Annotated in this window: 20 protein-coding genes, 2 tRNA genes and 1 pseudogene; 9 read left to right on the top strand and 14 right to left on the bottom strand. The window is 65.8% G+C overall.

The window, feature by feature from the left end; all coding sequences use genetic code 11:
* On the bottom strand, positions 1-1485 hold the full coding sequence (gene leuC / locus GUY30_RS11460; RefSeq protein ID WP_167197553.1) for a 3-isopropylmalate dehydratase large subunit: 1485 nt from the start codon (positions 1483-1485) through the stop codon (positions 1-3).
* Positions 1486-1661: 176 nt separating this feature from the next.
* On the opposite strand from leuC, the gene GUY30_RS11465 reads away from it, so the two are divergent.
* The 4 genes from GUY30_RS11465 to GUY30_RS11480 all read left to right on the top strand — a co-directional run bounded on the left by GUY30_RS11465 (position 1662) and on the right by GUY30_RS11480 (position 5383).
* Positions 1662-2378 (top strand): IclR family transcriptional regulator, encoded by a 717-nt coding sequence (locus tag GUY30_RS11465; RefSeq protein WP_025777351.1) that lies wholly within the window; start codon positions 1662-1664, stop codon positions 2376-2378.
* Positions 2379-2468: 90 nt separating this feature from the next.
* A complete protein-coding gene (locus GUY30_RS11470) occupies positions 2469-3227 on the top strand; it encodes a DeoR/GlpR family DNA-binding transcription regulator (RefSeq protein WP_167197556.1) in 759 nt (252 codons plus the stop codon).
* 149 nt (positions 3228-3376) lie between these two features.
* A complete protein-coding gene (locus GUY30_RS11475) occupies positions 3377-5074 on the top strand; it encodes a sodium:solute symporter family protein (protein ID WP_167197559.1) in 1698 nt (565 codons plus the stop codon).
* Positions 5075-5089: 15 nt separating this feature from the next.
* The gene (locus GUY30_RS11480; RefSeq protein WP_167197562.1) at positions 5090-5383 is read left to right on the top strand and encodes a hypothetical protein; all 294 of its coding nucleotides are present in this window, start codon (positions 5090-5092) and stop codon (positions 5381-5383) included.
* 73 nt (positions 5384-5456) lie between these two features.
* On the opposite strand, the gene GUY30_RS11485 is transcribed toward GUY30_RS11480, so the two are convergent.
* The 3 genes from GUY30_RS11485 to galT all read right to left on the bottom strand — a co-directional run bounded on the left by GUY30_RS11485 (position 5457) and on the right by galT (position 8968).
* Positions 5457-6314, bottom strand: a complete 858-nt coding sequence (locus GUY30_RS11485) for an alpha/beta fold hydrolase (protein WP_228281274.1) — start codon at positions 6312-6314, stop codon at positions 5457-5459.
* 150 nt (positions 6315-6464) lie between these two features.
* Positions 6465-7760, bottom strand: coding sequence for a galactokinase (locus tag GUY30_RS11490; protein ID WP_167197565.1), 1296 nt, complete (start codon positions 7758-7760; stop codon positions 6465-6467).
* Positions 7757-8968, bottom strand: a complete 1212-nt coding sequence (gene galT, locus GUY30_RS11495) for a galactose-1-phosphate uridylyltransferase (RefSeq protein ID WP_167197568.1) — start codon at positions 8966-8968, stop codon at positions 7757-7759. The genes GUY30_RS11490 and galT overlap by 4 nt, the downstream gene beginning before the upstream one ends.
* 119 nt (positions 8969-9087) lie before the next feature.
* Here galT and GUY30_RS11500 point away from each other — a divergent pair, with 119 nt between their 5' ends.
* Positions 9088-10152: an aldose 1-epimerase family protein gene (locus GUY30_RS11500; protein WP_167197571.1), complete on the top strand. Its 1065-nt coding sequence runs from the start codon at positions 9088-9090 to the stop codon at positions 10150-10152.
* A gap of 175 nt (positions 10153-10327) precedes the next feature.
* Positions 10328-10975: a DUF4282 domain-containing protein gene (locus GUY30_RS11505; protein ID WP_167197574.1), complete on the top strand. Its 648-nt coding sequence runs from the start codon at positions 10328-10330 to the stop codon at positions 10973-10975.
* Between the two features lie 201 nt (positions 10976-11176).
* Here the strand turns inward: GUY30_RS11505 and GUY30_RS11510 are convergent.
* The 5 genes from GUY30_RS11510 to GUY30_RS11530 all read right to left on the bottom strand — a co-directional run bounded on the left by GUY30_RS11510 (position 11177) and on the right by GUY30_RS11530 (position 15288).
* A tRNA-Glu gene (locus GUY30_RS11510) sits at positions 11177-11249 on the bottom strand.
* Between the two features lie 38 nt (positions 11250-11287).
* Positions 11288-11359: transfer RNA gene (locus GUY30_RS11515), tRNA-Gln, on the bottom strand.
* Between the two features lie 181 nt (positions 11360-11540).
* Complete coding sequence (locus tag GUY30_RS11520) at positions 11541-12869, bottom strand: alpha/beta fold hydrolase (protein WP_167197578.1); 1329 nt, start codon at positions 12867-12869, stop codon at positions 11541-11543.
* A gap of 2 nt (positions 12870-12871) precedes the next feature.
* A complete protein-coding gene (gene gltX, locus GUY30_RS11525) occupies positions 12872-14338 on the bottom strand; it encodes a glutamate--tRNA ligase (protein WP_167197581.1) in 1467 nt (488 codons plus the stop codon).
* Between the two features lie 143 nt (positions 14339-14481).
* Complete coding sequence (locus tag GUY30_RS11530) at positions 14482-15288, bottom strand: fumarylacetoacetate hydrolase family protein (protein WP_167197584.1); 807 nt, start codon at positions 15286-15288, stop codon at positions 14482-14484.
* Positions 15289-15371: 83 nt separating this feature from the next.
* Here GUY30_RS11530 and GUY30_RS18205 point away from each other — a divergent pair.
* From GUY30_RS18205 to GUY30_RS11545, 3 genes and pseudogenes are all read left to right on the top strand, one after another.
* Positions 15372-18237, top strand: a pseudogene (locus tag GUY30_RS18205) (ATP-dependent RNA helicase).
* A 37-nt stretch (positions 18238-18274) separates the two neighbouring features.
* A complete protein-coding gene (locus GUY30_RS11540) occupies positions 18275-19243 on the top strand; it encodes a 3-methyladenine DNA glycosylase (RefSeq protein ID WP_323127755.1) in 969 nt (322 codons plus the stop codon).
* 88 nt (positions 19244-19331) lie between these two features.
* Positions 19332-20387 (top strand): zinc-binding dehydrogenase, encoded by a 1056-nt coding sequence (locus GUY30_RS11545; protein ID WP_167197587.1) that lies wholly within the window; start codon positions 19332-19334, stop codon positions 20385-20387.
* Between the two features lie 6 nt (positions 20388-20393).
* On the opposite strand, the gene GUY30_RS11550 is transcribed toward GUY30_RS11545, so the two are convergent.
* From GUY30_RS11550 to GUY30_RS11570, 5 genes are all read right to left on the bottom strand, one after another.
* A complete protein-coding gene (locus GUY30_RS11550) occupies positions 20394-20828 on the bottom strand; it encodes an HIT family protein (RefSeq protein WP_167197590.1) in 435 nt (144 codons plus the stop codon).
* A 51-nt stretch (positions 20829-20879) separates the two neighbouring features.
* Positions 20880-21458: a maltokinase N-terminal cap-like domain-containing protein gene (locus tag GUY30_RS11555; RefSeq protein ID WP_167197593.1), complete on the bottom strand. Its 579-nt coding sequence runs from the start codon at positions 21456-21458 to the stop codon at positions 20880-20882.
* 50 nt (positions 21459-21508) lie between these two features.
* Entirely contained in the window at positions 21509-22294 is a 786-nt protein-coding gene (thyX, locus tag GUY30_RS11560; protein WP_167197596.1) for an FAD-dependent thymidylate synthase, read from the bottom strand.
* Positions 22295-22387: 93 nt separating this feature from the next.
* Positions 22388-23032: a Type 1 glutamine amidotransferase-like domain-containing protein gene (locus tag GUY30_RS11565; RefSeq protein WP_228281275.1), complete on the bottom strand. Its 645-nt coding sequence runs from the start codon at positions 23030-23032 to the stop codon at positions 22388-22390.
* Positions 23033-23190: 158 nt separating this feature from the next.
* Complete coding sequence (locus GUY30_RS11570) at positions 23191-24270, bottom strand: lipoate-protein ligase small subunit (protein WP_167197599.1); 1080 nt, start codon at positions 24268-24270, stop codon at positions 23191-23193.
* Between the last annotated feature and the right edge of the window lie 8 nt (positions 24271-24278).

Here is a 24278-nt window from a genome sequence, read left to right on the forward strand (position 1 = left end):
TCAGTCGTTCGCCGAGACGGGTGTCAGGTTCAGGGACAGGCGGCTGTCGGCCCATTCCACGGGTTCGGCATCCCGCGGCAGGTCGGCGACGTCGCCCGGTGAGGACAGGGTACCGCGCACCGCGGTGGCTGCAGCCACGAGCGGGGACACGAGGTGGGTGCGTCCGCCCTTGCCCTGGCGGCCTTCGAAGTTGCGGTTCGAGGTCGAGGCGCAGCGTTCGCCTTCTGCCAGCTGGTCCGGATTCATCCCTAAGCACATCGAGCAGCCGGCGAAGCGCCATTCGCCGCCGAAGTCCTTGAAGATGACGTCGAGGCCCTCTTCTTCGGCCTGGAGGCGGACCTTCGCGGAGCCGGGGACGACCATGAAGCGGACGTTGTCGGCTTTCCTGCGTCCGCGGACCACCTCGGCGGCGGCCCGGAGGTCTTCTATCCGGGAGTTCGTGCAGGAGCCGAGGAAGACGGTGTCGACTTCGATCTCGCGCAGCGGCGTGCCCGGGGTCAGGCCCATATAGGCCAGCGCGTTGGCCGCGGCGGCTTTGTCGTTCTCGTCGGTGAAGTCGTCGGGGCTGGGTACGCTTGCCGACAGCGGCAGGCCCTGGCCGGGGTTCGTGCCCCAGGTGACGAAGGGTTCGATGTCTTCGGCCTTGAGCACGACCTCGGCGTCGAATTCCGCGCCTTCGTCGGTGTAGAGGGTCTTCCAGTACTCGACGGCGGCGTCCCAGTCAGCACCTTCGGGGGCGTGCGGGCGGCCCTTGACGTATTCGAAGGTCGTCTCATCGGGGGCGACCATTCCGGCGCGGGCGCCGGCTTCGATCGACATATTGCAGATCGTCATCCGCGCTTCCATCGACAGCTGGCGGATGGCCGAACCGCGGTATTCGAGGACGTAGCCCTGTCCCCCGCCGGTGCCGATCTTCGCGATGATGGCGAGGATGATGTCCTTGGCGCTCGACCCCTCGGGCAGGTCGCCGTCGACGGTGATCGACATCGTCTTGAAGGGCTTGAGGCTCAGTGTCTGCGTGGCGAGCACATGTTCGACCTCGGAGGTGCCGATGCCGAAGGCGAGCGCTCCGAAGGCACCGTGGGTGGAGGTGTGCGAGTCGCCGCAGACGACGGTGGTGCCCGGCTGGGTCAGGCCCAGCTGCGGTCCCACGACGTGGACGATGCCCTGGTCGGCGTCGCCGAGGCTGTGCAGGCGGATGCCGAATTCCTCTGCGTTCTTACGCAGGGTGTTGATCTGCGTGGCCGAGGTGGGCTCGGCGATCGGCTTGTCGATGTCCCAGGTCGGGGTGTTGTGGTCCTCGGTGGCGATGGTGAGGTCGGGGCGGCGCACGGGGCGCCCGGCGAGTCGGAGTCCGTCGAAGGCCTGCGGGCTGGTCACCTCGTGGACGAGGTGCAGGTCGATGTAGATAAGGTCCGGCGCACCGTCTTCACCCTGTGAGACGACGTGATCGGCCCAGACCTTCTCGGCCAATGTGCGTGGCATGGTTCCTCCCGCCGGTGCAGGGATCTCTGCACCCGATGTAGACCTGACGGGCCGAGGTACGACCGCGTCGATGAACTGCTGAGTGCGCACTGGAGTGAGTGCGTATTCGAAATCTACTCGCCCGTATCGCAATGCGAACTTGCATCTCGCCCACTGAGACGCGCACAATAGTGCCTATGACAAGCAATGGTAGCGGCGTCGGAGTCATCGACAAGGCCGCAATGGTTCTCTCCGCACTTGAGGCCGGACCCGCCTCTCTCGCCGAATTGGTGACGCTGACCGGACTGGCACGCCCCACTGCCCACCGCCTGGCTGTCGCCCTCGAATTCCACCGCATCGTCGGTCGCGATCTGCAGGGACGATTCGTCCTCGGGCCGCGTCTGGCCGAGCTGTCTTCGGCCGCCGGCGAGGATCGCCTGCTGGCTGCGGCCGGCCCTGTTCTGGGACAGCTGCGCGATCAGACGGGTGAGTCCGCTCAGCTCTTCCGCCGCCAGGGCGATCTGCGCCTGTGCGTGGCCGCTGCCGAGCGTCCGGTTGGTCTGCGCGACTCCGTGCCGATCGGTGCGACCCTGTCGATGCGCGCCGGCTCCGCCGCTCAGGTGCTGCTGGCCTGGGAGGAGCCGGACCGTCTGCACACGGGCCTGCGCGGTGCCCGGTTCTCCGCCACCATGCTCTCCGGTGTCCGTCGCCGAGGATGGGCGCAGTCGATCGCCGAACGTGAGCGCGGCGTCGCCTCGGTGTCGGCCCCCGTGCGCGGGCCGAGCAATCGCGTGGTCGCGGCCGTCTCGATCTCCGGACCGGTCGACCGCCTGACTCGCCAGCCCGGTCGCCTGCACGCGAAGTCGGTCATCGATGCCGCGCGTGCGCTGACCGAAGCACTCGTGCGCGGCTGAACGACGCGCTTGCGCGCGGCTGAGCGCAGCTGATCCATTCGCGGGCCCGGGAGATCTCTCTCCCGGGCCCGCTGTCTGTACTATGGCCCCATGATCGCCGCTCAGAGACGCAATATCATCGTCGACACGATCGAGAGAGACGGCGCCGTCTCCATCACCTCCCTGTCGGAGAAGCTCGACACTTCGGCCGTGACCATCCGCCGTGACCTCGATCAGCTCGCCGAGGAGGGCAGACTCATCCGCACCCACGGCGGCGCCGTGCTTGCCTCGAGCGCGCGGGAGTCGAGTTATGCAGAGAAGCTCGAGCAGGCTCTGGCCGAGAAGACGGCGATCGCTCACGCCGCTGCGGCGCAGGTGCGCAACGGCGATGTCGTCGCACTCGGCCCCGGGACGACGACCGAGCTGCTGGCCAAGGAGCTCGTCACGCGCTCAGGTCTGCGCGTGGTGACGAATTCGCTGCTCGTCGCCGAGGCCATGGTCTCCTCCCCCGACAATGAGGTCATCGTCGTCGGCGGACTGCTGCGCCATTCGATCCGGGCCTTCGTCGGTGGCGGCACGGTGTCTCAGCTGCTCAAGCTGCGCGCCGATACCGTGTTCCTCTCCGGCAACGGGCTGGCGGCAGATTTCGGGCTGTCGACACCCGCGTTCCCCGTCGCCGATACGGACCGGGCGATGGCTGCCGGAGCCGGGCGCGTCACCGCCCTCGTCGATCACACGAAGGTCGGGCTCCTCTCGTCGGTGCTCACCGTCCCGACCGAGCAGATCCACCAGCTCATCACCGACTCGAAGAGCGAAGAATCCGAGCTCACGGCCCTGCGTGAGGCAGGCGTCGAGGTCGAGGTCGTCTGACCTGCCGACCAAACGATCAAAACTGTTCAGGTTCGATCACTAGCGATCAGGCTCACAATCCTCTAAAGTGTCCACTCGGGTGTCGCACACCACAAGCATCCATGCATTGACGCAATTTGAAGCCATGCACTGACGCATATGGAGGAACCTTGGAAGCAATCCGCTTGGACGCACAGTGGATCGACTATCTGCTGATAGCGATCTACTTCATCTTCGTCCTCGGCATCGGGTGGTTCGCCAAACGCGGGATCTCCTCGAGCATCGAGTTCCTCCTCTCCGGACGGAGCCTCCCTGCATGGGTCACGGGTCTCGCTTTCGTCTCGGCCAACCTCGGCGCTGTCGAGATCATGGGCATGTCCGCCACGGGCGCCCAGTACGGCATGCCGACGATGCACTACTTCTGGATCGGCGCGGTCCCGGCGATGCTGTTCCTCGGTGTCGTGATGATGCCCTTCTACTACGGTTCGAAGGTCCGGTCGGTTCCGGAGTTCATGCGCAGACGCTTCGGCACGGGCGCTCACCTCGTCAACGCGCTGTCCTTCGCCGTCGCACAGCTGCTCATCGCCGGTGTCAACCTGTTCCTGCTGGGCACGATCGTCAACCGTCTGCTCGGCTGGCCGCTGTGGATCACGCTCATCGTCGCCGCCGCCATCGTCCTGTCCTACATCACCCTCGGCGGGCTGAGTGCGGCGATCTACAACGAAGTGCTGCAGTTCTTCGTCATCGTCGCAGCCCTTCTGCCGCTGACCCTCATCGGCCTCAACCGCGTCGGCGGCTGGGACGGACTGGTCGACAAGGTGAGCAATGACGGAATGCTCGGCGCCGAACAGCTGAGCAGCTGGCCCGGCGAACAGCTCTCCGGGTTCTCCAACCCCGTCCTCTCCGTCGTCGGCATCGTCTTCGGCCTCGGCTTCGTCCTCTCCTTCGGCTACTGGACGACGAACTTCGTCGAGGTCCAGCGCGCCATGGCTTCGAAGTCGATCAACGCCGCGCGCCTGACCCCGATCATCGGCGCCTTCCCGAAGATGCTCATCCCCTTCATCGTCGTCATCCCCGGCATGATCGCCGCGGTCCTCGTTCCGCAGATGACGCAGTTCAAGGAGATCTCGGCCAACATCGACGAGGCGACCGCGCTCGAACAGACGGGCGTGACATACAACGATGCGCTCCTGCTGCTCATGCGCGAAGTCCTGCCCAACGGCCTCCTCGGTGTGGCGATCGCCGGCCTCCTCGCCGCGTTCATGGCCGGCATGGCCGCGAACATCTCCGCCTTCAACACCGTCTTCAGCTACGACCTGTGGCAGCAGTACGTGGTCAAGGACCGCGAGGACGACTACTATCTGAAGATCGGCCGCTGGGCCACGATCGGCGCCTGCGTCGTCGCGATCTTCACGGCGCTCATCGCGGGCAACTTCTCCAACCTCATGGACTACCTGCAGACGCTGTTCGGCTTCTTCAACGCCCCGCTGTTCGCCACGTTCATCCTCGGCATGTTCTGGAAGCGGATGTCGGCGACCGCCGGTTGGGTCGGGCTCGTCGGCGGCACGCTGTCGGCCGTGTTCGTGTTCATCCTCGCCGAGACCGGCGTCCTCGATCTGCCCGGTCAGGGAGCCGCATTCCTCGCGGCCAGCACGGCGTTCGTCGTCGACATCGTCCTGTCCGTGATCGTCACCCTGTTCACCACGCCGAAGCCCGACGCGGAGCTGCGCGGACTCGTCTATTCGGAGACCCCGAAGTCCGACTTCGAGGACCTCAGCGAACCGAAGCCGCCGTTCTGGAAGCGCCCCGTGCCCGTCGCGGGTGTCGCCCTGGTGCTCGTCATCATCCTCAACGTGACCTTCGGCTAAAGGAGCAAGAGACCCATGAGCAAATCCAACGAACTGACCAGGACCGCAGGCGCCTTCGACGTCCGCAACTTCATCGGTGCGCTGCTGGCGATCTTCGGCGTCATCCTCACGATCGCCGGAATCGTCGGCTTCACTCCCGACGAGGCCGAACGCACCGGCGGGGTCGATGCGAACCTGTGGACCGGCATCGGCCTCATCATCGCCGCAGCCGTCTTCCTCATCTGGGCGAAGCTGCGCCCGATCCGCATCGTCGAGACTCCCGACGAAAGTACGGACACCGGCACCGAGGCAGCCCCCGACACGAACTGATCCCCTGAGTCCGCGCGGGGTCGGCTGATTCCCTATGCCCGCGCGGGGTCGGGTCAGAGTCCTGCCATCGCGCTCAGAGTCGCGACATCGCCGCGACGACCTCGGGGATGTCCGCGACTGGCACGGCCCTCGATCCGTTCTCGAGGACGAGGAGTCGGGCACCTGGAATCTCCCGGGCGAGCGCCGCTCCATTGCCCACGGGGAAGAACGGGTCACGCCTGCCGTGCACGACGAGAGTCGGCACCGTCAGCTGCGGCAGTCGTTCTCGCCAGCGTGGCTGGCAGTCGAGGCGGGAGAACACCATTCCCAGCTGATCAGCCAGGTGCGTCTCCGGATTCGAGTCCTGCGTCCGCTCCCAGATCCGCACGGCGACATCGCGGGCCGCTATAGGGTCGTCACCGACGATTCGTGCGCCCTCGGCCATGAAGCCGGCCGCCTCGTCGACGTCCGTCCAATCCGGCTGCGGCAGGGAGAAGAGCGGCCCCATCGTGGCCTCATCATGATCCGGCAGGTCACCGTCGACCGGGCCGGGAGCGACCGGTCGGGTGCCGATGAGAGTGAGTGCCGAAAACGCCTTCGGATGGTCGAGAGCCGCGACCTGCGCAATCATTCCGCTGATGCCGATACCGGCCAGATGGGCGGGTCGCTCGTCGAAGGCCCGAGCGAGTGTGGCCGCATCGGCGGCGAGGTCTCGCAGGGTGTAGTCCGGTGATTCGAGATCACCATGGCTCGAGGTCCCGGCATCCCGGAGATCGCAGCGCACAACGTGACGTCCCTGCTCTGCCAGCTGCTCGCATAGGGCGTCGGGCCAGGACAGCATCGTCGGTGCCCCGAGGCAGAGAACCAGTGGCGCCTCCCGCTCACCGAACTCCTCGACGCCGAGGCTCACTCCATTGACCTCGCAGATGTCCATACCGCTCCCCCGCCTCATCGCGTCTCCATCGACCGCCGACTCGACCACAGCCGACTTCGGTTCAAGCATGAGCCGCTGGGGTTCCGGGAGTCAACGGCCGTGGCTCGGTCCGCGAACTGGCCGAGACTGCAGACCCGGTCGAGTCTGCGGCTCAGTCGACCCCGCCGTTCAATCGAACCGGGCAGCGCCCCCGCCTGCGCTGACGGCGAAGATGTCCGGTTCCCTGAAGCCGTGTTCGGCGAATGCTGCGGTGACGGCGTCGCCGACCATGTCGACCTGGTCTGCGTGGATGAGCGCGATCCCCGAGCCGCCGAAGCCGCCGCCGATCATTCGCGCCCCAAGCGCTCCGGCTCCCATCGAGGCGGCCACCGCCACGTCGAGTTCGACGCACGAGACCTCGTAGTCGTGCTGCAGAGATTCGTGGGAGGCCACCAAGAGGTCGCCGATGGCACTGAGGCGCGCACCATGCTCGTCGCCGGTTGCTCGTTCATTGTCCTCGAGCAGTTCGACGGTGGCGCGGACCCGAGCGTTTTCGGCGATGACGTGGCGCACCCGCTTCCGCTGTTCGTCGGTCAGTTCGCTCAGGTCGACGTCATCGCCGAGTTCCCGCAGACTGTCGACTCCGAAGATCGCAGCGGACTCCTCACAGGTCCTCCGCCGGGCGCCGTACCCGCTTTCGCTGTGCGAGTGCGAGACCTTCGAGTCGATGACGAGGAGTCTGAGCCCCTCGGCGTCGAGGTCGAAGGGAATCTGGCGGGCGCTGAGGTCCCGGCAGTCGAGGAAGAGTGCATGCCCGGCCTCGGTCATGATCGACGCCGCTTGGTCGACGATCCCCGTCGGCGCACCGACGAAGTCGTTCTCCGCCCGCTGAGTCAGCAGCACCTTCTCCCGGTCGTCGAGGCCGAGGTCGTACACCTCGTCGAGGGCGATGAGCACCGCGACTTCGAGAGCGTGCGATGACGACAGTCCGGCGCCGACGGGCACGGTGGACTCGATATAGAGGTCGACACCGCCGACGATCGTGCCGGTCGTTTTGGCGATCTCATCGACGACGCCCGCGGCGTGGCTCAGCCAGCCTGGCAGGGTACCGGGCACGAGTTCCGCGGCCGTGAACTGGCCGGACAGGCGCTGCCCGTTTTCATCGCGATGATCGGAGACGATGCGGATGCTCTCCCCGCGCCGAGGCGGCTCCACAATTCCAGTCTCCCCTGCGTTGTGCCAGGCCCGCGTTTCATCGCCACGCCCTTCTGCGTCGTTCTCGGGTCGCTGACCGATGGCGACGTACACGGCCCGGTCGATGGCGATGGGTAAGACGAACCCGAGGTTGTAGTCGGTGTGTTCGCCGATGACGTTGACCCGTCCGGGCGCGCGGAAGGATCCGAGCGGCTGGTACCCGAACAGGGCCTCGAACTCCTCGGCGAGATGGTCGGGGGTCGGGGCCGCCACCGATGTCTCGGCGCTCATGAACGATCACCTTCCGCCACGGTCACTGCGCTGTTCGCACTCGCGGGCACAGCCGCCTCGGCGAGAGGTTCCAGTGTCAACGCGCGCAGCCTGGCTGCGGCCTCCTCGGCGGAGACGTCGCCGACGAAGGCGCCCATGGCGGCCTCGGACCCGGCGAGGTACTTCAGCTTGTTCTCTGCCCTCCTCGGGCTGGTGATCTCGAGGTGGAGCCAGTCGGCGCGATGGTCGGCGCTGTTGACCGGTGCCTGGTGCCAGGCCGCGATATACGGTGTAGGGCTCGGGTAGAGGCCGTCGATGCGGCGCAGCACCTCCGGGTAGACGTGAGCCAGGTCGTCGCGTTCGGCCTCGTCGAGTTCGTCGACGCTTCCCACCTGGCGGCGCGGAACGATGTGGACTTCGATCGGCCAGCGGGCCGCGAAGGGCACATAGGCGGAGAAGTGATCGGTGTCGAGGATCATCCGCTCCCCTGCCTCACGCTCGAAGGCGAGCACATCGCCGAGCAGCGGTCGCCCGGTCCGACGCAGGTGATCATGCGCCCGGGCCGATGTGATCGCGGTGTGCGGGGTGACATAGGGGTAAGCATAGATCTGTCCGTGGGGGTGGTTCATCGTCACCCCGATCTCCTCTCCGCGGTTCTCGAACATGAAGACCTGCTCGATGCCCGGCAGGGCGGAGAGTTCGGCGGTCCGGTTGGCCCAGGCGTCGATGACCGTGCGGGCGCGTGCGGTGCCGAGCCCGGCGAAGGAGCCGGTGTGCTCAGAGGAGAAGACGACGACTTCGCAGCGGCCATGCCCGGGTCCCGACAGCGCAGAGGTCACGGTGTCGGCGGAGTCGGCGGCCACCTCGGCGAAAGTCTCGTCCACCGCCTGATAGGAAGGAACGTCACCGAGGCCGGGGCCGAGTGAGGGGAAGCGATTCTCGAAGACGGCGACGTCGAAGTATGCGGCCGGGATCTCCGTGGGACGGTCCGGTGTCGACGGGCACAGCGGACATTCGGCGGCGGCCGGCAGGTGGGTGCGCGTCTGCCGGTGTGTGGCCACGGCGACCCATTCGCCGGTGAGGACGTCGAAGCGCAGGGTGCCGCTGTCGGGTCGCGATTCGTTGGGCCGGGGGTCGGCGGCGATCGTCGGTGCAGGTGAATCGTGGTCCTGGAAGAACAGGATCTCGCGACCATCGGACAGGTTCGCCCTTTGATGCGACGCTGGCATCAGACCTCCCAAAAGTTATCATTTTCGATCATAATGCTAACATCTGGCGGTTCGGATAGGCACGGACAGAGTAGAATATCCGCAACCGTTCCTCCCGCTCACGAGCCCCCTGGAGACCCATGACCGCCACCATCGAACTCGCCTGTGACGAGTCAGCGGCGGTCATCTCCCCCATCGGCGCGAGCCTGGTTCGCTTCAGCGTCGGCGATCGCCCAGTCGTGGTGCCGATGAACGCCTTCGACGGTGCCGTGCTCGCCCCGTGGCCGAATCGGATCGATGGGGGTCGTTTCGATTTTGCCGGCACCAGCCATCAGCTGCCGATCGCCGAACCCGAGCTGGGTAATGCTCTGCACGGTCTCGTCGCCGATGTCGAGTGGTCCGTGGTCGAGCGCACAAAGTCGACGGTCAGTCTCGAATACACGTTGGAGGCGACGGAGGGGTATCCGTTCGAGTTCGCCCTGCAGGTCGATTTCGAACTCGCCGAGGCGGAGCTGCGCATGCGTGCACGTGCCCTCAACACGGGGTCCGGTCCCGCCCCGTTCGGTTTCGGTTTTCATCCGTGGCTCTCGGCTGGCCCATCTGCCGAAGATGCCGGCGGCCCGGAACATGACTGCCTTGTAGATGAGGCGCAGCTCGTCATTCCCGCCGCACGTTGGTATGAGACGAATGAGCGGCTCATACCCACGGCCGTTCGTCCTTTCGATGACGGTACGGCGGTCCCTGCCGATCACGTCTCCGATGATTCCGCATGCATGGTGTGTAAGGACTTCCGGGCATTGCGTCTGATCGGCGGAACGGTACTCGATGACGCTTTCGGGCAACCTCGGCGCGGTGACGACGGGTGGTCGCGGGCACGGTTGAAGGGCACAGATCTGCGCGAGGTCGTCGTTGGAATGGGGCCCGGTTTCCGAACCTGGCAGACATGCACGGGTGACGGGCTCGACGAGGATCTGGCGCGGCGGGCGATTGCGATCGAGCCGATGACGTGTCCGCCGAATGCCTTCGCCGCGGGCGAGGCAGGCGTTGACTTCGATGTCGTCGACCCAGGTGACGAGCTTGCTGTGGGGTGGAGCATCGCCCTCACCGGCGTCGACGGCGAACCTTCCGGCTCGAGTGCGGCTGAGGCTGAGAACGTCCCAGCAGGTTCCGACGGATCTTCGACAGCCCCTGAGGTAGCCGACTGAACGGGCACACTGAGCCGACTGGCCGAGTCTGCAAGCCGAGTTGCCGCTTCAGCATTCCTCCCACAATGACAGTCGCCCTGCCACGAGTCCGCGCATCCTGATAGGTTGCGACTACAGGCAGATATCAGGCGAGCGTGCCCTGCTTGGGGTGCGTTCCTTTCTCGAGAGGGACACAATGTCGACACCGCAGAACCCGAACGACCCCAACAGCAACGCGTCTGAGCAGAACCTCGACGGCCAGAACTCAGCAGCGGGAGACCAGCCGAAGGATCCTCAGTCCGCTCAGCCCACCTACCAACAGGGCACCTATGATCCCAACGCCTATCAGGCACAGGGGCAGCAGTACGCGCAGCCCGGCGCCTATCAGCAGGATCCCTATCAGCAGCGCGCATACTCGCAGGATGCCTCCCGGCAGCAGGCTTATGGTCAGCCCGCCTACGGTCAGCCTGCTTATGGTCAGCCTCCGCAGTCGAATCCCCAGCAGTCCGGGTTCTTCAAGTCGCTGTTCGACATCCGCTTTGACAACTTCATCGCGGTGAAGTGGGCGGGCTTCATCTACATCATCGCGATCGTGGTCGCGGCCCTGTCCTATCTCGGCACCATCGTCGCCGGAATCACCACGGGAATCGCCGCCGGTGCGACCTCGGCATATATGACCGGCGGCCCGAGCTTCAGCATCTGGCCGCTGCTGATCGCCATCATCTTCGGCTGGATCATTCCGGCACTGTGGGTCATCGGCGTCCGTCTCGTGCTCGAACTCATCGTCTCCAACATCAAGACGGCCGAACACACGCAGCGCATCGCCGACTCCGTCTCCCGCTGACACGGCTCCGAGCGCTTACTGCCCTGAGGCGACCACGGCACTGTCTGAGTCAGAAAGCACTCTCCGAAACATGTGCTTTCTGACTCAGACAGTGCCGTTGCCAATTGGCTGCCCCGAAGAGCATCTCCCGAATACCGCCGCAGGAAAACGCCGGTGAATTAGAGTGAGCCCCGCACCGAAATTCGATGCGGGGCTCAACCGTACCCCCGAGCAGATTCGAACTGCCGTTACCGCCTTGAGAGGGCGGCGTCCTAGGCCACTAGACGACGGGGGCTCAGAACAACACTCCTGGACTGATCCAGACTGTGTCCGCTGGGCTACCAGGACTTGAACCTAGACTAAATGAACCAGAATCACTCGTGCTGCCAATTACACCATAGCCCAATGTTTTTCAAGGCATTCCCCGTGGAGAATCCCCTGAGCAACGAGATATAACTCTACACAAACACACCGCCTCACGACAAATCCGAGAGGCTCCTTTTCGGTGTGACCTTCTTAACACAACAGGCTGACCGAGACCGGCCCGCCGACAGGCTCAATTCTCCCCTGCCGACGAACCCCGGCCTCACCCGCGAGCGAGGCCTATGAGCCGGTCGAAGACCCTGTATCCGTCGGCGCGCAGACCATTGTGTTCGTACTCGTTCGTCACCCACGGCTGCACCCCTGACAGATGCTCGGCCGTGGCCAGCGAATACTCCACCGGCACGTAGGCGTCCTCGAAATACACTGCCGCAGCACCGCGCACCGAGGCGGCCCGCAGAGCGTCGACATCGTAGAGACCGGGCCACTGACGTGCGGCAACGAGCTCGGCCACCTCGGCGAAGGGCTCAAGCTCCGGATCCTCGTGCAGCGACTCAGGCCCGGCGTGCTCACCGGCCAGCAGAGTCGGGTCCATGACCACGGCATCGGGCATCGCCCGCCTGGCCGCCCAGTTCGTCACCGAGCCGTCGGCCCAGCAGGATTCGTGGATGACCGCATAGAGCGGATTGCGCCCCGAGAACGGCAGGGACGCAGCGAGGTCATGCCGGAACGCCGCCGAGCCGAAATCGTGGTCGAGCAGATAGTGCAGCTTCTCCGGACCGTCGGAGGACCCGAGGAAGTGTCCGAGCAGACGGATCCGCTCCGGCGTCGCCCGTGCTCCCCCGGGCAGGGCAAGACCCTCACCGACGGAAGCGAGCTCGACGAGCCTGCGCATCTTTTCGCGGTCGCCGGGGAACGCCGTGTAGTACTGCTCGGATTTGCGGATCATCCCCTCCCACGTCCGTCCGTAGACGGTCGCCGGGTCGAGGCCGATCGCCGGCAGACCGCCGGTGAAGAACACCTCGTGCAGAGCGCTCGAATGCGCGGAGATATAGCGCAGCGTCGTGAATCCGCCGAAGGACTGCCCCAGCAGGGACCACGTCTCCGCGCCGAGGTGGCCGCGCAGGATCTCCGCGTCCTCGACGATCGAATCGGCCCGGAAGTAGGACAGCGCCTCGGCGATCGCGACCGGGTCTTCCCCCACCGACTCGAGGCCGGTGATGGCCCCTTCGACGGACCCGATCGGGTTCGACTTCCCGGTGCCGCGCTGGTCGAGCATGACGACCTGGAACTCCTCGAGAGCACGCTTCACCCACCCGCTGGGGCCGCCGACGATGCCCGGACGCGGAGCTTCCACGCCGGGCCCGCCCTGCAGGTACACGAGGTAGGGCTTCCGGCTGTCCGCCTCGGTGGCGATGATCCGGGCGAACACGTCGATCGTGTCCGGCAGATCCACCTTCCCCGAGGCGGCTGACGCGGCGCTCTCCCCCGCCGAGGCGGCGTCCCCCGATCGTCCGAAATGGTCGAAGGGCACGGTGATCGTCACGTCTTCGAAGTGCAGTCCTCCGCGGGTCCAGCTCGATTGCTCGACCATGGTCACAGCTGTGCCGCGAGTGCCTTGAGGCGCTTCAGCGAGGAGTCCTTGCCGAGGATCTCCATCGACTCGAACAGCGGCGGGGAGACCTTGCGGCCGGACACAGCCACGCGCAGCGGACCGTAGGCCAGGCGCGGTTTGATCTCCATCTCGTCGACGAGCTTGGCTGAGAGCACCTCTTCGAGCTTCGCCGTCGTCCATTCCTCGAGTCCTTCGAGGACCTCGATGGAAGCGGCAAGAACGTCGGGCGCGGAGTCCTTGAGCGTCTTCAGTCCGTCCTCGGCCATGACGAGGTCGTCATCGGAGGTGAAGAGGAACGCGAGCAGGTCGGGAGCCTCTCCGAGCAGCTTCATGCGGGTCTGCACGAGCGGAGCCGCCTCGTCGAGGATCCGCAGCTGAGCCTCCGTCGGAGACTCCGGGAGCACCTCGGCGGCCTGGAGGTACGGCACCAGACGGTCACGGAAGTCGCCGAGCTCGAGGAGGCGGATGTGGTCGGCGTTGATGGCGGTGGCCTTCTTCACGTCGAAGCGGGCCGGGTTGGGCAGGACATCGTGGATGTCGAAGGCTTCGGTGAATTCCTTGACGCTGAAGATGTCGCGGTCGGGTCCGATGGACCAGCCGAGCAGTCCGAGGTAGTTGATGAGTCCCTCGGGGATGAACCCGTTGTCGCGGTGGAGGAACAGGTTCGATTCGGGGTCGCGCTTCGACAGCTTCTTGTTGCCCTCACCCATGACGTAGGGCAGGTGGCCGAACTCAGGGGTCGCCTCGGCGATGCCGATGGCCTTGAGGTGTTCGTAGAGAGCGATCTGACGCGGGGTCGAGGACAGGATGTCCTCGCCGCGGAGCACATGGGTGATACCCATGAGCGCGTCGTCGACGGGGTTGACCAGGGTGTACAGCGGCTGGCCATTGGCACGAACGACGACGAAGTCGGGAACGGTGCCGGCCTTGAAGGTGATGTCGCCGCGCACGAGGTCGGTGAAGGTGATGTCCTCATCGGGCATGCGCACGCGCCACACGGGTTCGCGACCCTCGGCGCGGAAGGCAGCCTTCTGCTCGTCGGTGAGGTCGCGGTCGTACCCGTCGTAGCCGAGTTTGGGGTCACGGCCCGCAGCCTTGTGGCGGGCCTCGACCTCCTCGTTGGTGGAGTAGGACTCGTAGATGTGGCCGCCGGCCTTGAGCTTCTCGATGACGTCAGCGTAGATCTCACCGCGCTGCGACTGGCGGTAGGGTCCGTAGTCGCCGCCGACCTCGATGCCTTCGTCCCAGTCCAGGCCCAGCCATTTGAGGGCTTCGACGACCTGGCCGAAGCTCTCCTCGGAGTCACGTGCCGCGTCGGTGTCTTCGATGCGGAAGACGAACTTGCCGCCGGTGTGCTTGGCGTAGGCCCAGTTGAACAGGGCCGTGCGGACCATGCCGACGTGCGGGGTGCCGGTGGGTGATGGGCAGAAACGAACTTTGACGCTCACGATTGTCCTTTGCGTGATCTTCTCGGGTGTGAGTCTGTGGTGTGCGGTGGCGCTGGTGGTTCGGCGGCGCTGGTGTTCCGTGGATGCGATCGCCGAGGCGGTGGGAAGGTCCGGGCCGCAACCCCGCCGAGGCGGCGGTCGGCTCAGGCGTCCATGACCGGGTTCGACAGGACGCCGAGCCCTTCGATGGCGATGTCGACGCGATTGCCGGACACGATCTGGCCGACCCCTTCCGGGGTTCCGGTGAGGATGACATCGCCGGGCAGCAGGGTGATGGTCTCGGACAGGTGCTCGATGATGGTCGGGATATCGAAGATGAAGTCGGCGGTGGTACCGTCCTGTTTGAGTTCACCGTCGACCCAGGACCGGATGTTCAGGTCGTCGACGTCGAGTTCGGTTTCGATCCAGGGACCCAGCGGGGCCGAGGTGTCGAAGCCCTTCGCCCGAGTCCACTGCTTGTCGGACTTCTGGAGGTCGCGCAGAGTGACATCGTTGCTCGCGGTATAGCCGAGGACATGGTCAAAGGCGTTCTCCGCCTTCACACCCTTGGCCACACGACCGATGACGACGGCGAGTTCGGCCTCATAGGAGACGTATTCGCTGATCGCTGGCAGGCGGATGGGGTCGCCGGGGCCGATGACCGAGGTGTTCGGTTTGAAGAAGGTCACCGGGGTCACGGGAACCTCGTTGCCGAGTTCTGCTGCGTGTGCGGCGAAGTTGCGGCCCACGCCGATGACCTTCGAGCGCGGCAGGATGGGGCTGACCAGACGCACGTCGTCGATCTTCAGCCTCTCCCCTGTCGATTGGGCCGGAGAGAAGAAGGGGTCCGAGTCGAGGACGGCGAGTTCGAGTCCCGACGTGTCCCAGTTGCCGTCGGTGATCGGCGGCACTTCACCTTCGACGACTCCGTATTTGGGTTCGTCCTGATGTACAAATCTGGCGATACGCATGTGCCCCAGTCTAGTCAGTGCGGGCCGCCGTTCGCGCGTCGGTGCTCGTCGGCGTCGCGACGTCGACCTGCGAGACTTGTGTCATGCCCGATCCGCACCTCCCGTACACCTTCGATCTCGCCCGCATTGGGGCCGGATTGCCTGCCGCCGCGCTCATTGATGAGCTGAACCTCGCCGAGGCGGCTCCCTCCCCGAGGTTGGTCGTGGAGGCTCCTCCCGGTACCGGCAAGACCACCGTGGTGCCGCCGATGATCGCCGAGTACTTGGCTGGTGCTGTCGGGTCAGCTGGCACGACCGGGTCGGCTGGCGCAGCCGGCGGCACCGGCTCAGCCGAATCCCCGAGCCGCATCATCGTCACCCAACCCCGCCGGATGGCTGCCCGCGCCGCGGCCGGGCGGCTCGCGTCGTTGACGGGGACCCGCCTCGGCGAGGTGGTGGGTTTCACCGTTCGCGGTGAGTCGCGGACCTCGGCTGCGACTCGGATCGAATTCGTCACCACGGGTGTGCTCCTGTCCCGACTGTTGCGCGATCCTGAGCTGTCCGGCGTCGCCGGGGTCATCCTCGACGAGGTGCATGAGCGGCAGTTGGATACGGATCTCGCGTTCGCGATGTGCCGGGAGTTGGCGGATCTGCGTGAGGATCTGTCGGTGGTCGTCATGTCCGCGACCTTGGATGCGCAGCTGTGGGCCGCGCGCCTCGGGGACGGGCCGCAGGCGCCGGCGAACCTGCTGTCGGTGGCCGCAGATGCTCATCCTTTGGAGGTCCGCTGGGCGCCGGCGAAGGAGCGACCGCTCGATGCGCGGGGCGTGACATGGAATTTCCTTGATCACCTGGCCGCGGTGACGGTGCGTGCCATGGAGGAGAATGCCACCGGGGATGTGCTCGTCTTCGCACCCGGTGCGCGCGAGGTCGACGAGGTGGCATTTCGGGTGCGCCGTCGTATTGGGTCGAGCGCGGATGTGAAGGCAGGCACGAGCGGGGACGCGAGCGCGGCCGGCGGTTCGAATGCTGCAACGGTCGAGGTGCACACGCTGACGGGGCGGACGCCTGCGAAGGAACAGGACGCGATCCTTCGGCCGCGGACGGACAGTGGACGGAACCGGCGGGTCATCGTCTCGACGTCGGTCGCCGAATCGGCACTGACCATCGACGGTGTGCGCATCGTCGTCGACTCCGGACTCTCCCGGGGACCGCGCCTGGATTACAAGGCGGCACATGTCCGGGCTGGTGACGATGCGGGAGTCGAAGGCCTCCGGCACACAGCGCTCCGGTCGTGCCGCACGTCAGGGGCCCGGTGTCGCGTATCGGTGCATGTCAGAGGCGGATTGGGCGAGCCTGCCCGAGCACACTCCGCCCGAGGTCACGACCACCGATCTCACCTCCGCGGCCCTCGCGCTGGCAGCCTGGGGCGGAGACGAGAACCTGCTGCCCGATCCTCTGCCGACCGGTCCGAAGCGGCAGGCAGTCGACAATCTTGTGGCGTTGAGTGCTGTGGAAGTGGCAGCGGTATCAGACGACGCAGGAGCCGAGCTCCCAATCTCAGCCCTCCACGTCACCGCAACGGGGCGGACGATTGCGAGGATTCCGGCCTCGGTGTGGTCGGCGCGTGGCCTCCTCGACGGGGCTGACCTGCTCTCTCCTGCTCGTGCGGCCGAGGCGATCGCCGTCATCGAGTCCGATCAGAGGGCTCCCGGCGCCGACCTCTCCGCTCTGCTGCGCCAGTTGAGACGCAGCAGAGATGCTCGATTCGTGCAGGACCGCAGGCGGTTTGCGTCGATCGCTCGCGAATTCGCCTCGGAGAGCGAAGGCGAGAGCACCGGCAGCGGAACTCGCAGTGGAGGTGACGTCGCCGGACACAGCGGAACTGCTGCCGACGAATCCACCGGCGTCTCCGGCACATCGCTCACACCCGAGGACCTCGGCCTCGTCACCGCGTTGTCGTATCCGCTGCAGATCGCGCGGCTGCGCAGCGCCTCGGACTCCGAATACCTGCTGGCATCGGGCACCGCGGCGAGCCTTCCACGGGACTCGTCCCTGCAGGGCAGTCCATGGTTGGCCATCGCCGAGGTGGGGCTGTCCGGGTCGCGGGCAATCATCCGGTCAGCGGTTTCCATCGACGTCGACACCGCGGAACTCGCCGGCGCCGGACTGCTGCACACGGAAGAGACGGCGAGGTTCGAGAGCGGCAAGGTCCGTGCAGTTCGGCGCAGTCGCCTCGGCGGAATCGAGCTCTCGTCCACCCCGATTCAGGCCGGCCCCGAGCTCGCCCGCCGCGCCATCGCCGAATCCGTGCGCGAGCGGGGAGCCCGCGAGGTTCTGCGTCCGTCCGAGGCTTTCGAATCGCTGCGGGCCAGACTCGGTCTCCTCCGCGCGGTCTTCGGCGAACCGTGGCCGGAGGTGACGTGGGAGCACCTGTCGGTCACGCTCGATCAGTGGTGTCCGGAGGCGCTCGACCGGATCGCGAAGGGCTCCGACCCTGCCCGCGTGGATCTCACATCTGCGCTGCGCACTCTGTTGCCATGGCCCGAAGCGGCCCGGCTCGATGAGTTGGCCCCGACCCATATTGAGGTGCCCAGCGGATCCGCGATCCGTCTCGAGTACCCGGATCCCGATCTCGTCGAACCAGGCACCACTTCCGACGCGGACGACGAGGCGACGGCCGCACCCGAGCGCACCGAGATCCCGAGCCCGATCCTCGCGGTCAAACTCCAGGAGTGCTTCGGCTGGACCGATGTGCCTCGCGTCTGCGACGGGCGGGTGCCGGTCACGATGCATCTGCTCTCCCCCGCGCGCAGGCCTTTGGCGGTGACCAGCGACCTGGCATCATTCTGGGCCAACGCGTATGCCCATGTCAGAGCCGAGAATCGGGGCCGCTACCCGAAGCATCCGTGGCCGGAGGATCCGCTGACCGCGCCTGCTGCGAAGGGCACGAAGCGCTCAGGGCGCTGAGCTGGAGCCCGACTCGACGGTCTGGGACAATGGTGCGGTGACGTCCGCACCCTCGACCACGATTTCCGCCCCATTCACGGCGGCGACCGAGCGTACCGACACATCGTCGGGCCGCCTCGGTGACGGTGTCGTTCCTGCCGAGATCTGGCGCGAGCTGCGTGACGATCACGAACATCGGATCGCCGAGCGCACCGATGCGCATATCGACCGGCGGATGCGACAGGAGACCCACCCGGTCGAAGACTTCCTCTTCACCTACTACCCGTTCAAGGTCGGGCAGCTGAAGAAATGGCATCCCGGTCCGGGTGTGCGCGTCGCGCTTGAGACGGCCGAAGATCGTCGGTATTTCGACCGTCGGTGGTATCGCATCGACGATGCGCAGAATTTCGCCGAGGTGGACCTCGAGCCCTGGCGCACCGACCGTGGGGACGGAGCAAAGTTCATCGCCTCGCTGCTGTCGTCGACATTGGGTCGGGAAGCGAACTTCGGGTGCTTCGGCATCCACGAGTGGGCGATGGTCTACCGGCTCACCGACGAGCAGCGTCGGCATCAGCAGGTGCCGCTGCGGCTGAGTCCGGCCGAGACCGATGCCGTCGTCGAAGGCCACCGCATCCAGTGTTCGCACCATGACGCGTTCCGATTCTTCACCGATCCGGCCCGGCCGCTCAACACTCTGCAGCCGAGCCGCGATGGCATGATCAGCAACGAGCAGCCAGGGTGCCTGCATGCGGGGATGGATCTGTACAAATGGGCGATGAAGATCTCGCCGATCGCGGACTCGGATCTCGTCGTCGACTGCTTCGATCTGGCTCTCGACATCCGCACTCTGGATATGGAGGCCTCCCCCTATGACCTGCGCGGATGGGGGTACGGCGTCGTGGCCATCGAGACCGCTGCGGGCAAGGCCGAGTACATGGAACGGCAGAAGGAGTTCTCCGGCAGGGCGCAGACGCTGCGTCGTCGGCTGCTCGATGCCTTGGCCGTCGCCGGAGTCCATCCGCGCTGACGTGTCGGCGCGCTATCGGCCCGCCACAGACCCGCCGCAGAGCGGACACACGCGGACTCCGCAGGTCGCGGGTCTTATGATCGAGAGTATGCGTGCCGTCGTCTTCGATCAGTTCTCTGTCCGCCCTCGGATGCAGGAGATCCCTGCACCTGCTGCCCCCGATGCGGGCGTCGTCATCGACGTCGAGGCCACCGGGGTGTGCCGCAGCGATCATCACGCGTGGGCCGGCCACGACTCGACCATCACCCTGCCCCATGTCCCCGGGCATGAGCTGGTGGGTCGGGTCGCCTCGGCGGGGGTCGGGGTAGAGAAATTCCAGGTTGGGCAGCGAGTGACCGTACCGTTCGTGTGCGGGTGCGGGACGTGCCGGTGGTGCGACTCGGGCAATGCGCAGGTCTGCCCCGATCAGACGCAGCCGGGGTTCACGCATTTCGGGTCGTGGGCGGATCAGGTCGTCATCCACAATGCCGATGCGAATCTCGTGGCTGTGCCCGAGGAGCTGCCGGCCGCGGCGGTGGTCGGGCTCGGGTGTCGGTTCGCGACGGCCTTCCACGGTCTGCGGGTGCGGGCTCGGCTTGCCGCGGACGAGACGGTTGCCGTGTTCGGCTGCGGCGGGGTGGGACTGTCGGCGATCATGATCGCGCGGGCTCTCGGCGCTCGGGTAGTCGCCGTCGACGTCAGCGATGCGGCTCTGGAATCCGCCCGAAAGTTCGGTGCCGAACGACGCGTCAATGCCCGCAGTCTTGACTCGGCCGAACTCAGCGCCGAGGTGGTCGCACAGTTCGCGTCGACCGATCCCGATGGGGTGGCTGTGACCGTCGATGCCTTGGGTCGGGAGGACACGATCCGGGCGGCGATCGGTGCTCTGGCACCGTTGGGACGGCATGTGCAGATCGGTCTGCTGCCCGCCGAGCCGGTCGTCGATCTGCCGCGCGTGATCGCTCTCGAGCTCAGTGTGCTCGGCTCGCACGGAATGGCCGCGGCCGAGTACCCGGAGCTCGTGGACCTGGTCGTCCAGGGGCGGCTGCGCCCGCAGGACCTCGTCGCCAACGTCATCGGACTCGACGAGGCACCCGCGGCGATGGAGGCAATGGGCTCTCCCGCCGCCTCGGCGGGGATGACGATCATCGACCTGGGGCGCTAATGCCCATCACCCTTCGCCGAGTGACTCCCGCATACTCGCGGCGAGGGAATCGATGAGGTCCTGATCCCCGCGGACACCAGGTTGGAATGGCAGCCGCAGGTGGTCTTTGTTCTTGTCCCGGTAGCGCGGAATGACGTGCATGTGGAAGTGGAAGACTGTCTGCCACGCATCGGCACCGCAGCAGTTGAGGAGGTTGACGCCGTCCGCTCCCCACGCCGAATAGGCGTGCTTGGCGATGCGCTGAGACTCGAGCGTCACCGCCGTCAGATCGTCAGCCGGGATGTCCCGCAGATCCGTGCTGTGACGTTTCGGCACGACGAGCAGATGCCCGTCCGATCCCGGCTGGATGTCCATGAATGCGAACGTCGATTCGGTCTCGGCGATCGGCGCACTGGGCGCCTCACCTGTGACGATCTGGCAGAAGATGCAGTCGCTGCTCATCAGATCCGATTCCTCCCTCACCGTGAGTGGGCTGGTGTTCTGCTGCGCCTCTCAGACCATGATCGCGAGGACGACGTTCGTGTCCTGGCTGTCCCAGCGGCCCAGCAGCAGACCGGCGTCGGACTTCTCCGCCGGCGACTCGGGAGACAGGCGGTAGAGGATCTCGACGTCTCCTGCACCTGGCAGCGGCCCAGTTCCGAAGGCGTGAGCCACATCGGTGATCTCTTCGCCCCGGTTGCCCTCATCGTCGACGCGGTACTGCTCCGCAGCCGTTGACGCTGTGGCGATGGTGTGGTCGAGGCGCTGCCGGAACAGCGGGTCACCCATGCCGGCGTAGACCCACCGCTTGCCGAGCACCGAGTGCTCCATATTCGCCACGAAGGCCTGGTCGGCGCCCTCGAGCGGTGCACCGCGGTAGGTCAGCGGCACCTGCAGCAGCTGGTCGCCGCTGCGCACAATGTGGATCTCGATGCCGACCTCACCGGCGGGGTCATCGAAACGGTATGCGGTGACGGCTTCGAGCGGGTTCGCCTCAAGGTCGAGCTCGGTGGCCCAATCCTGTTCGGCCACCCAGTCGGTGACGACGTCGAGCTTGCCGGGATTGAGCTGAGCTGCGTAGATATCTGCCATGGCAGTTCCTCCTGAGAACTGGGTGACGACGGTGTCAGGTGCTGCTGGTGTCAGGCCTTCCGAGTGCCGGGGATCCATTCTCCGTCGACGACTTCGTAGTCGGCGAAGACGGCCGGAGCCTCTTCGCGCATGACTTCACCGATCTTGTTGAAGATGAGGCGGATCTCCTCTTCGGCACCCTTCGCGGTGCGCATCTCGATGACGTGGCGCAGTGAGCGGAGGTTCGCGGTGTAGACGATGCCGGTGGCCAGGCCCTCGGGGGCGAAGCGGCGCATGAACGAGGTCATGTGCTTCTTGTGCGAGAACTTCGTGCCTTCCTCGTCGAGCTCGAAGTGCTCGGCCATCCACTTCTGGTGCTCCTCGAGGGTGTCGAGGACCTTGAGGCTGCGTTCCATGAGCTCGGGATCTTCCCGCGCCCACTCCGGGAACCAGAACGGAATGTCGGTGAGACGGACGTAGCGCAGCGATTCCTGCGAGAACGCCGATCCTGCACGGTGACGGATGAGTTCGTGGGTGAGCACGCGTGAGACGTTGTGGAGGACGAAGGTGAAGTTCGCGTGTTCGAGCACGGATCCGTGCTGGGACTTCACGACGTTGCCGAGGTACTGCGCGGAATCGGTGCGCACGCGCGAGACGTTCGGGTTGAGTCCCGGCTCCCACGAGCGATAGCACATGCGTCCGGAGAACTCGAGGAGATCCTCGGCGTCCGGGGATTCGGCCTCTTCGACACGGTCCGCCCAGGAGGTTCCGCCCACCCCGTCGAGGTAAGTCCTCATCGCTTCCCAATCGATATTGGGCTTGGCGAGCAGTTCAACGGACGGTTCGACCTGGCGCATGGCTCTCCTAGTGAAGGGGACGTGATTGATTCCCAATCCTACAGACAGCTCGACTCGTTTCGTTGATGGGTCCGCGCCGAAATTCTGTTCGTCTCAGCCCTGTTGGCTGGAAGCCTCGAAGCGTCCATGTTCGTCGAGGTTGCGTAAGCTTCCGCCCGCATCGACGACATAGGCCGCGGCATCCGCAGATTCCACCATCACCGAGGTGGCCACACTGTCCACGTAGACGACCGCGGCATGGTCATCGACGACGATCCCCGGTGCGGGCAGGCTCCCATCCGTGATCCAGCCGAGGAAGGATTCCTCCCGCCCTGGTTCTCCGTGGAAGTGCGGGCAGGAACTCCCCCGCAGAAACCCGAGCCCGTCGCTCAACGGTGCCAGCGGACCGAACGAATCCGTCGAAGAGGCGTCGAACCAGCAGTTCGCACCGGCGCTGATCCCGGCGAGGATCGTGCCGCCGGCAGCCGCCTTCCTCATCAGATCGTCGACTCCATGCCGACGCCAGAGGCTGAGCAGGTTCGCTGTCGAGCCGCCGCCGACATAGATGAGGTCCATGTCGAGCAGCATCGCCGGATCCTCATAGTCCCACGGACTCTGTCCGAACAGGGAGAGGACGTGGGTCTTTGCTCGACCGTCGAAAGCCGCTTCGAACCTCTCGATGTAGTCACGGCTGTCGCCGGAGGCGGTGGGGACGAAGCAGACTCGCGGAAGCCCGGATGCGGCACCTCGCCCACTCACATCTGCGGAAGTCGATCGACCTCTGTCTGCGGACGTCCGCCGCCTCGCCATCAGCAGAAGTTCGTCGTCAATGGCCGAGTTCCCGGTTTCGGACATCGAGAACCCACCGCCGCCGAGAGCCACGATCGTGCCCCGGAAAACGGTGGGTTCGGAGGCGTTCACGGCACCCGGTGCGTCCACTTCTCGGTCCCGAATTTCTCGTCGACGAGTTCCTGCGCCCGCTTGAGCTCCTCCGGGGTGTAGGTGCCAAAGGTGGCCCCATATCGGCTGGCGAAGGTGTCGGCCATGACATCGATGATGTCCTTGCGTGCCTCACCGGTCTGGCTCCGCAGCGGATCGACGCGCTTCTTCGCACTCGCCACGCCTTTGTCGGAGATCTTCGCTTCGCCGATGCGCAGAACCTCGACCATCTTGTCCGCGTCGATGTCATAACTCATCGTCGCGTGGTGGAGCAGTGTGCCGTCGCGCATCCGCTTCTGTGCGGCACCGCCGATCTTGCCGCCGGTCGAGGAGATGTCGTTGATCGGCTTGTAGAACGCCTCCACCCCGAGGGTCTTCAGAGCCGCGAGCACCCACTGGTCGAGGAACACGTACGACTCCTCGTAGTCGAGACCGGCGACGAGGGCAGGCGGGACGAACATCGAATAGGTGATGCAGTTACCGCCCTCCATGAACATGGCTCCGCCGCCGGAGATGCGACGTACGACCTGAACGTCGTGCTTGTCCACACCTTCGGGCCGCAACTCGTTGACGTAGGACTGGAACGCCCCGATGACGGTGGCCGTGTCCTCCCACTCCCAGAACCGCAGCGTCGGCTGGCGACGACCTGCCGCGACCTCTTCGAGCAGAACCTGATCGAGCGCGACATTGAGCTGAGTGGGCAGCACCTCGCCGCGGATGACCTGCCAGTCGAAGTCCGTGAAGTTCGCCGCCGAACCCAACGCTCGACGCACGACCGTGGCGATGTCGGCAGTGGAGAACCCGTGCATCGCCAGTTCCGAACCGTAGCCGGCCAAGGCCTCGTCGAGGCGGCCGCGCAGTGTCGCGTTGTCGGCGTAGACACTGGCGCCGACGAGGGCCGGTGCGAGATCGAAGTAGGCTTCTTCGGGTTCGAGGAAGAAGTCACCGGAGATCTTCAACTCGGTGATGGTCTTACCGTCGGAGGTCACATCGGCGACGACGAGTTTGCCGCCGATGACCTTGTATTCGCCGTGGAAGTGCTGCGTCTCGTTCGTCATGTCTCCCA

It is taken from the genome of Brevibacterium pigmentatum (genome assembly GCF_011617465.1).
In the GTDB taxonomy this organism is placed as follows: domain Bacteria; phylum Actinomycetota; class Actinomycetes; order Actinomycetales; family Brevibacteriaceae; genus Brevibacterium; species Brevibacterium pigmentatum.

Coding starts and splice junctions, on each gene's coding strand:
- galT (WP_167197568.1), bottom strand. CDS start 8,968: ATGCCAGCGTCGCATCAAAGGGCGAACCTGTCCGATGGTCGCGAGATC.
- GUY30_RS11555 (WP_167197593.1), bottom strand. CDS start 21,458: ATGGCAGATATCTACGCAGCTCAGCTCAATCCCGGCAAGCTCGACGTC.
- leuC (WP_167197553.1), bottom strand. CDS start 1,485: ATGCCACGCACATTGGCCGAGAAGGTCTGGGCCGATCACGTCGTCTCA.
- GUY30_RS11545 (WP_167197587.1), top strand. CDS start 19,332: ATGCGTGCCGTCGTCTTCGATCAGTTCTCTGTCCGCCCTCGGATGCAG.
- GUY30_RS11570 (WP_167197599.1), bottom strand. CDS start 24,270: ATGACGAACGAGACGCAGCACTTCCACGGCGAATACAAGGTCATCGGC.
- GUY30_RS11550 (WP_167197590.1), bottom strand. CDS start 20,828: ATGAGCAGCGACTGCATCTTCTGCCAGATCGTCACAGGTGAGGCGCCC.
- GUY30_RS11480 (WP_167197562.1), top strand. CDS start 5,090: ATGAGCAAATCCAACGAACTGACCAGGACCGCAGGCGCCTTCGACGTC.
- thyX (WP_167197596.1), bottom strand. CDS start 22,294: ATGCGCCAGGTCGAACCGTCCGTTGAACTGCTCGCCAAGCCCAATATC.
- GUY30_RS11520 (WP_167197578.1), bottom strand. CDS start 12,869: ATGGTCGAGCAATCGAGCTGGACCCGCGGAGGACTGCACTTCGAAGAC.
- GUY30_RS11470 (WP_167197556.1), top strand. CDS start 2,469: ATGATCGCCGCTCAGAGACGCAATATCATCGTCGACACGATCGAGAGA.
- GUY30_RS11485 (WP_228281274.1), bottom strand. CDS start 6,314: ATGAGGCGGGGGAGCGGTATGGACATCTGCGAGGTCAATGGAGTGAGC.
- GUY30_RS11530 (WP_167197584.1), bottom strand. CDS start 15,288: ATGCGTATCGCCAGATTTGTACATCAGGACGAACCCAAATACGGAGTC.
- GUY30_RS11500 (WP_167197571.1), top strand. CDS start 9,088: ATGACCGCCACCATCGAACTCGCCTGTGACGAGTCAGCGGCGGTCATC.
- GUY30_RS11505 (WP_167197574.1), top strand. CDS start 10,328: ATGTCGACACCGCAGAACCCGAACGACCCCAACAGCAACGCGTCTGAG.
- GUY30_RS11465 (WP_025777351.1), top strand. CDS start 1,662: ATGACAAGCAATGGTAGCGGCGTCGGAGTCATCGACAAGGCCGCAATG.
- GUY30_RS11490 (WP_167197565.1), bottom strand. CDS start 7,760: ATGAGCGCCGAGACATCGGTGGCGGCCCCGACCCCCGACCATCTCGCC.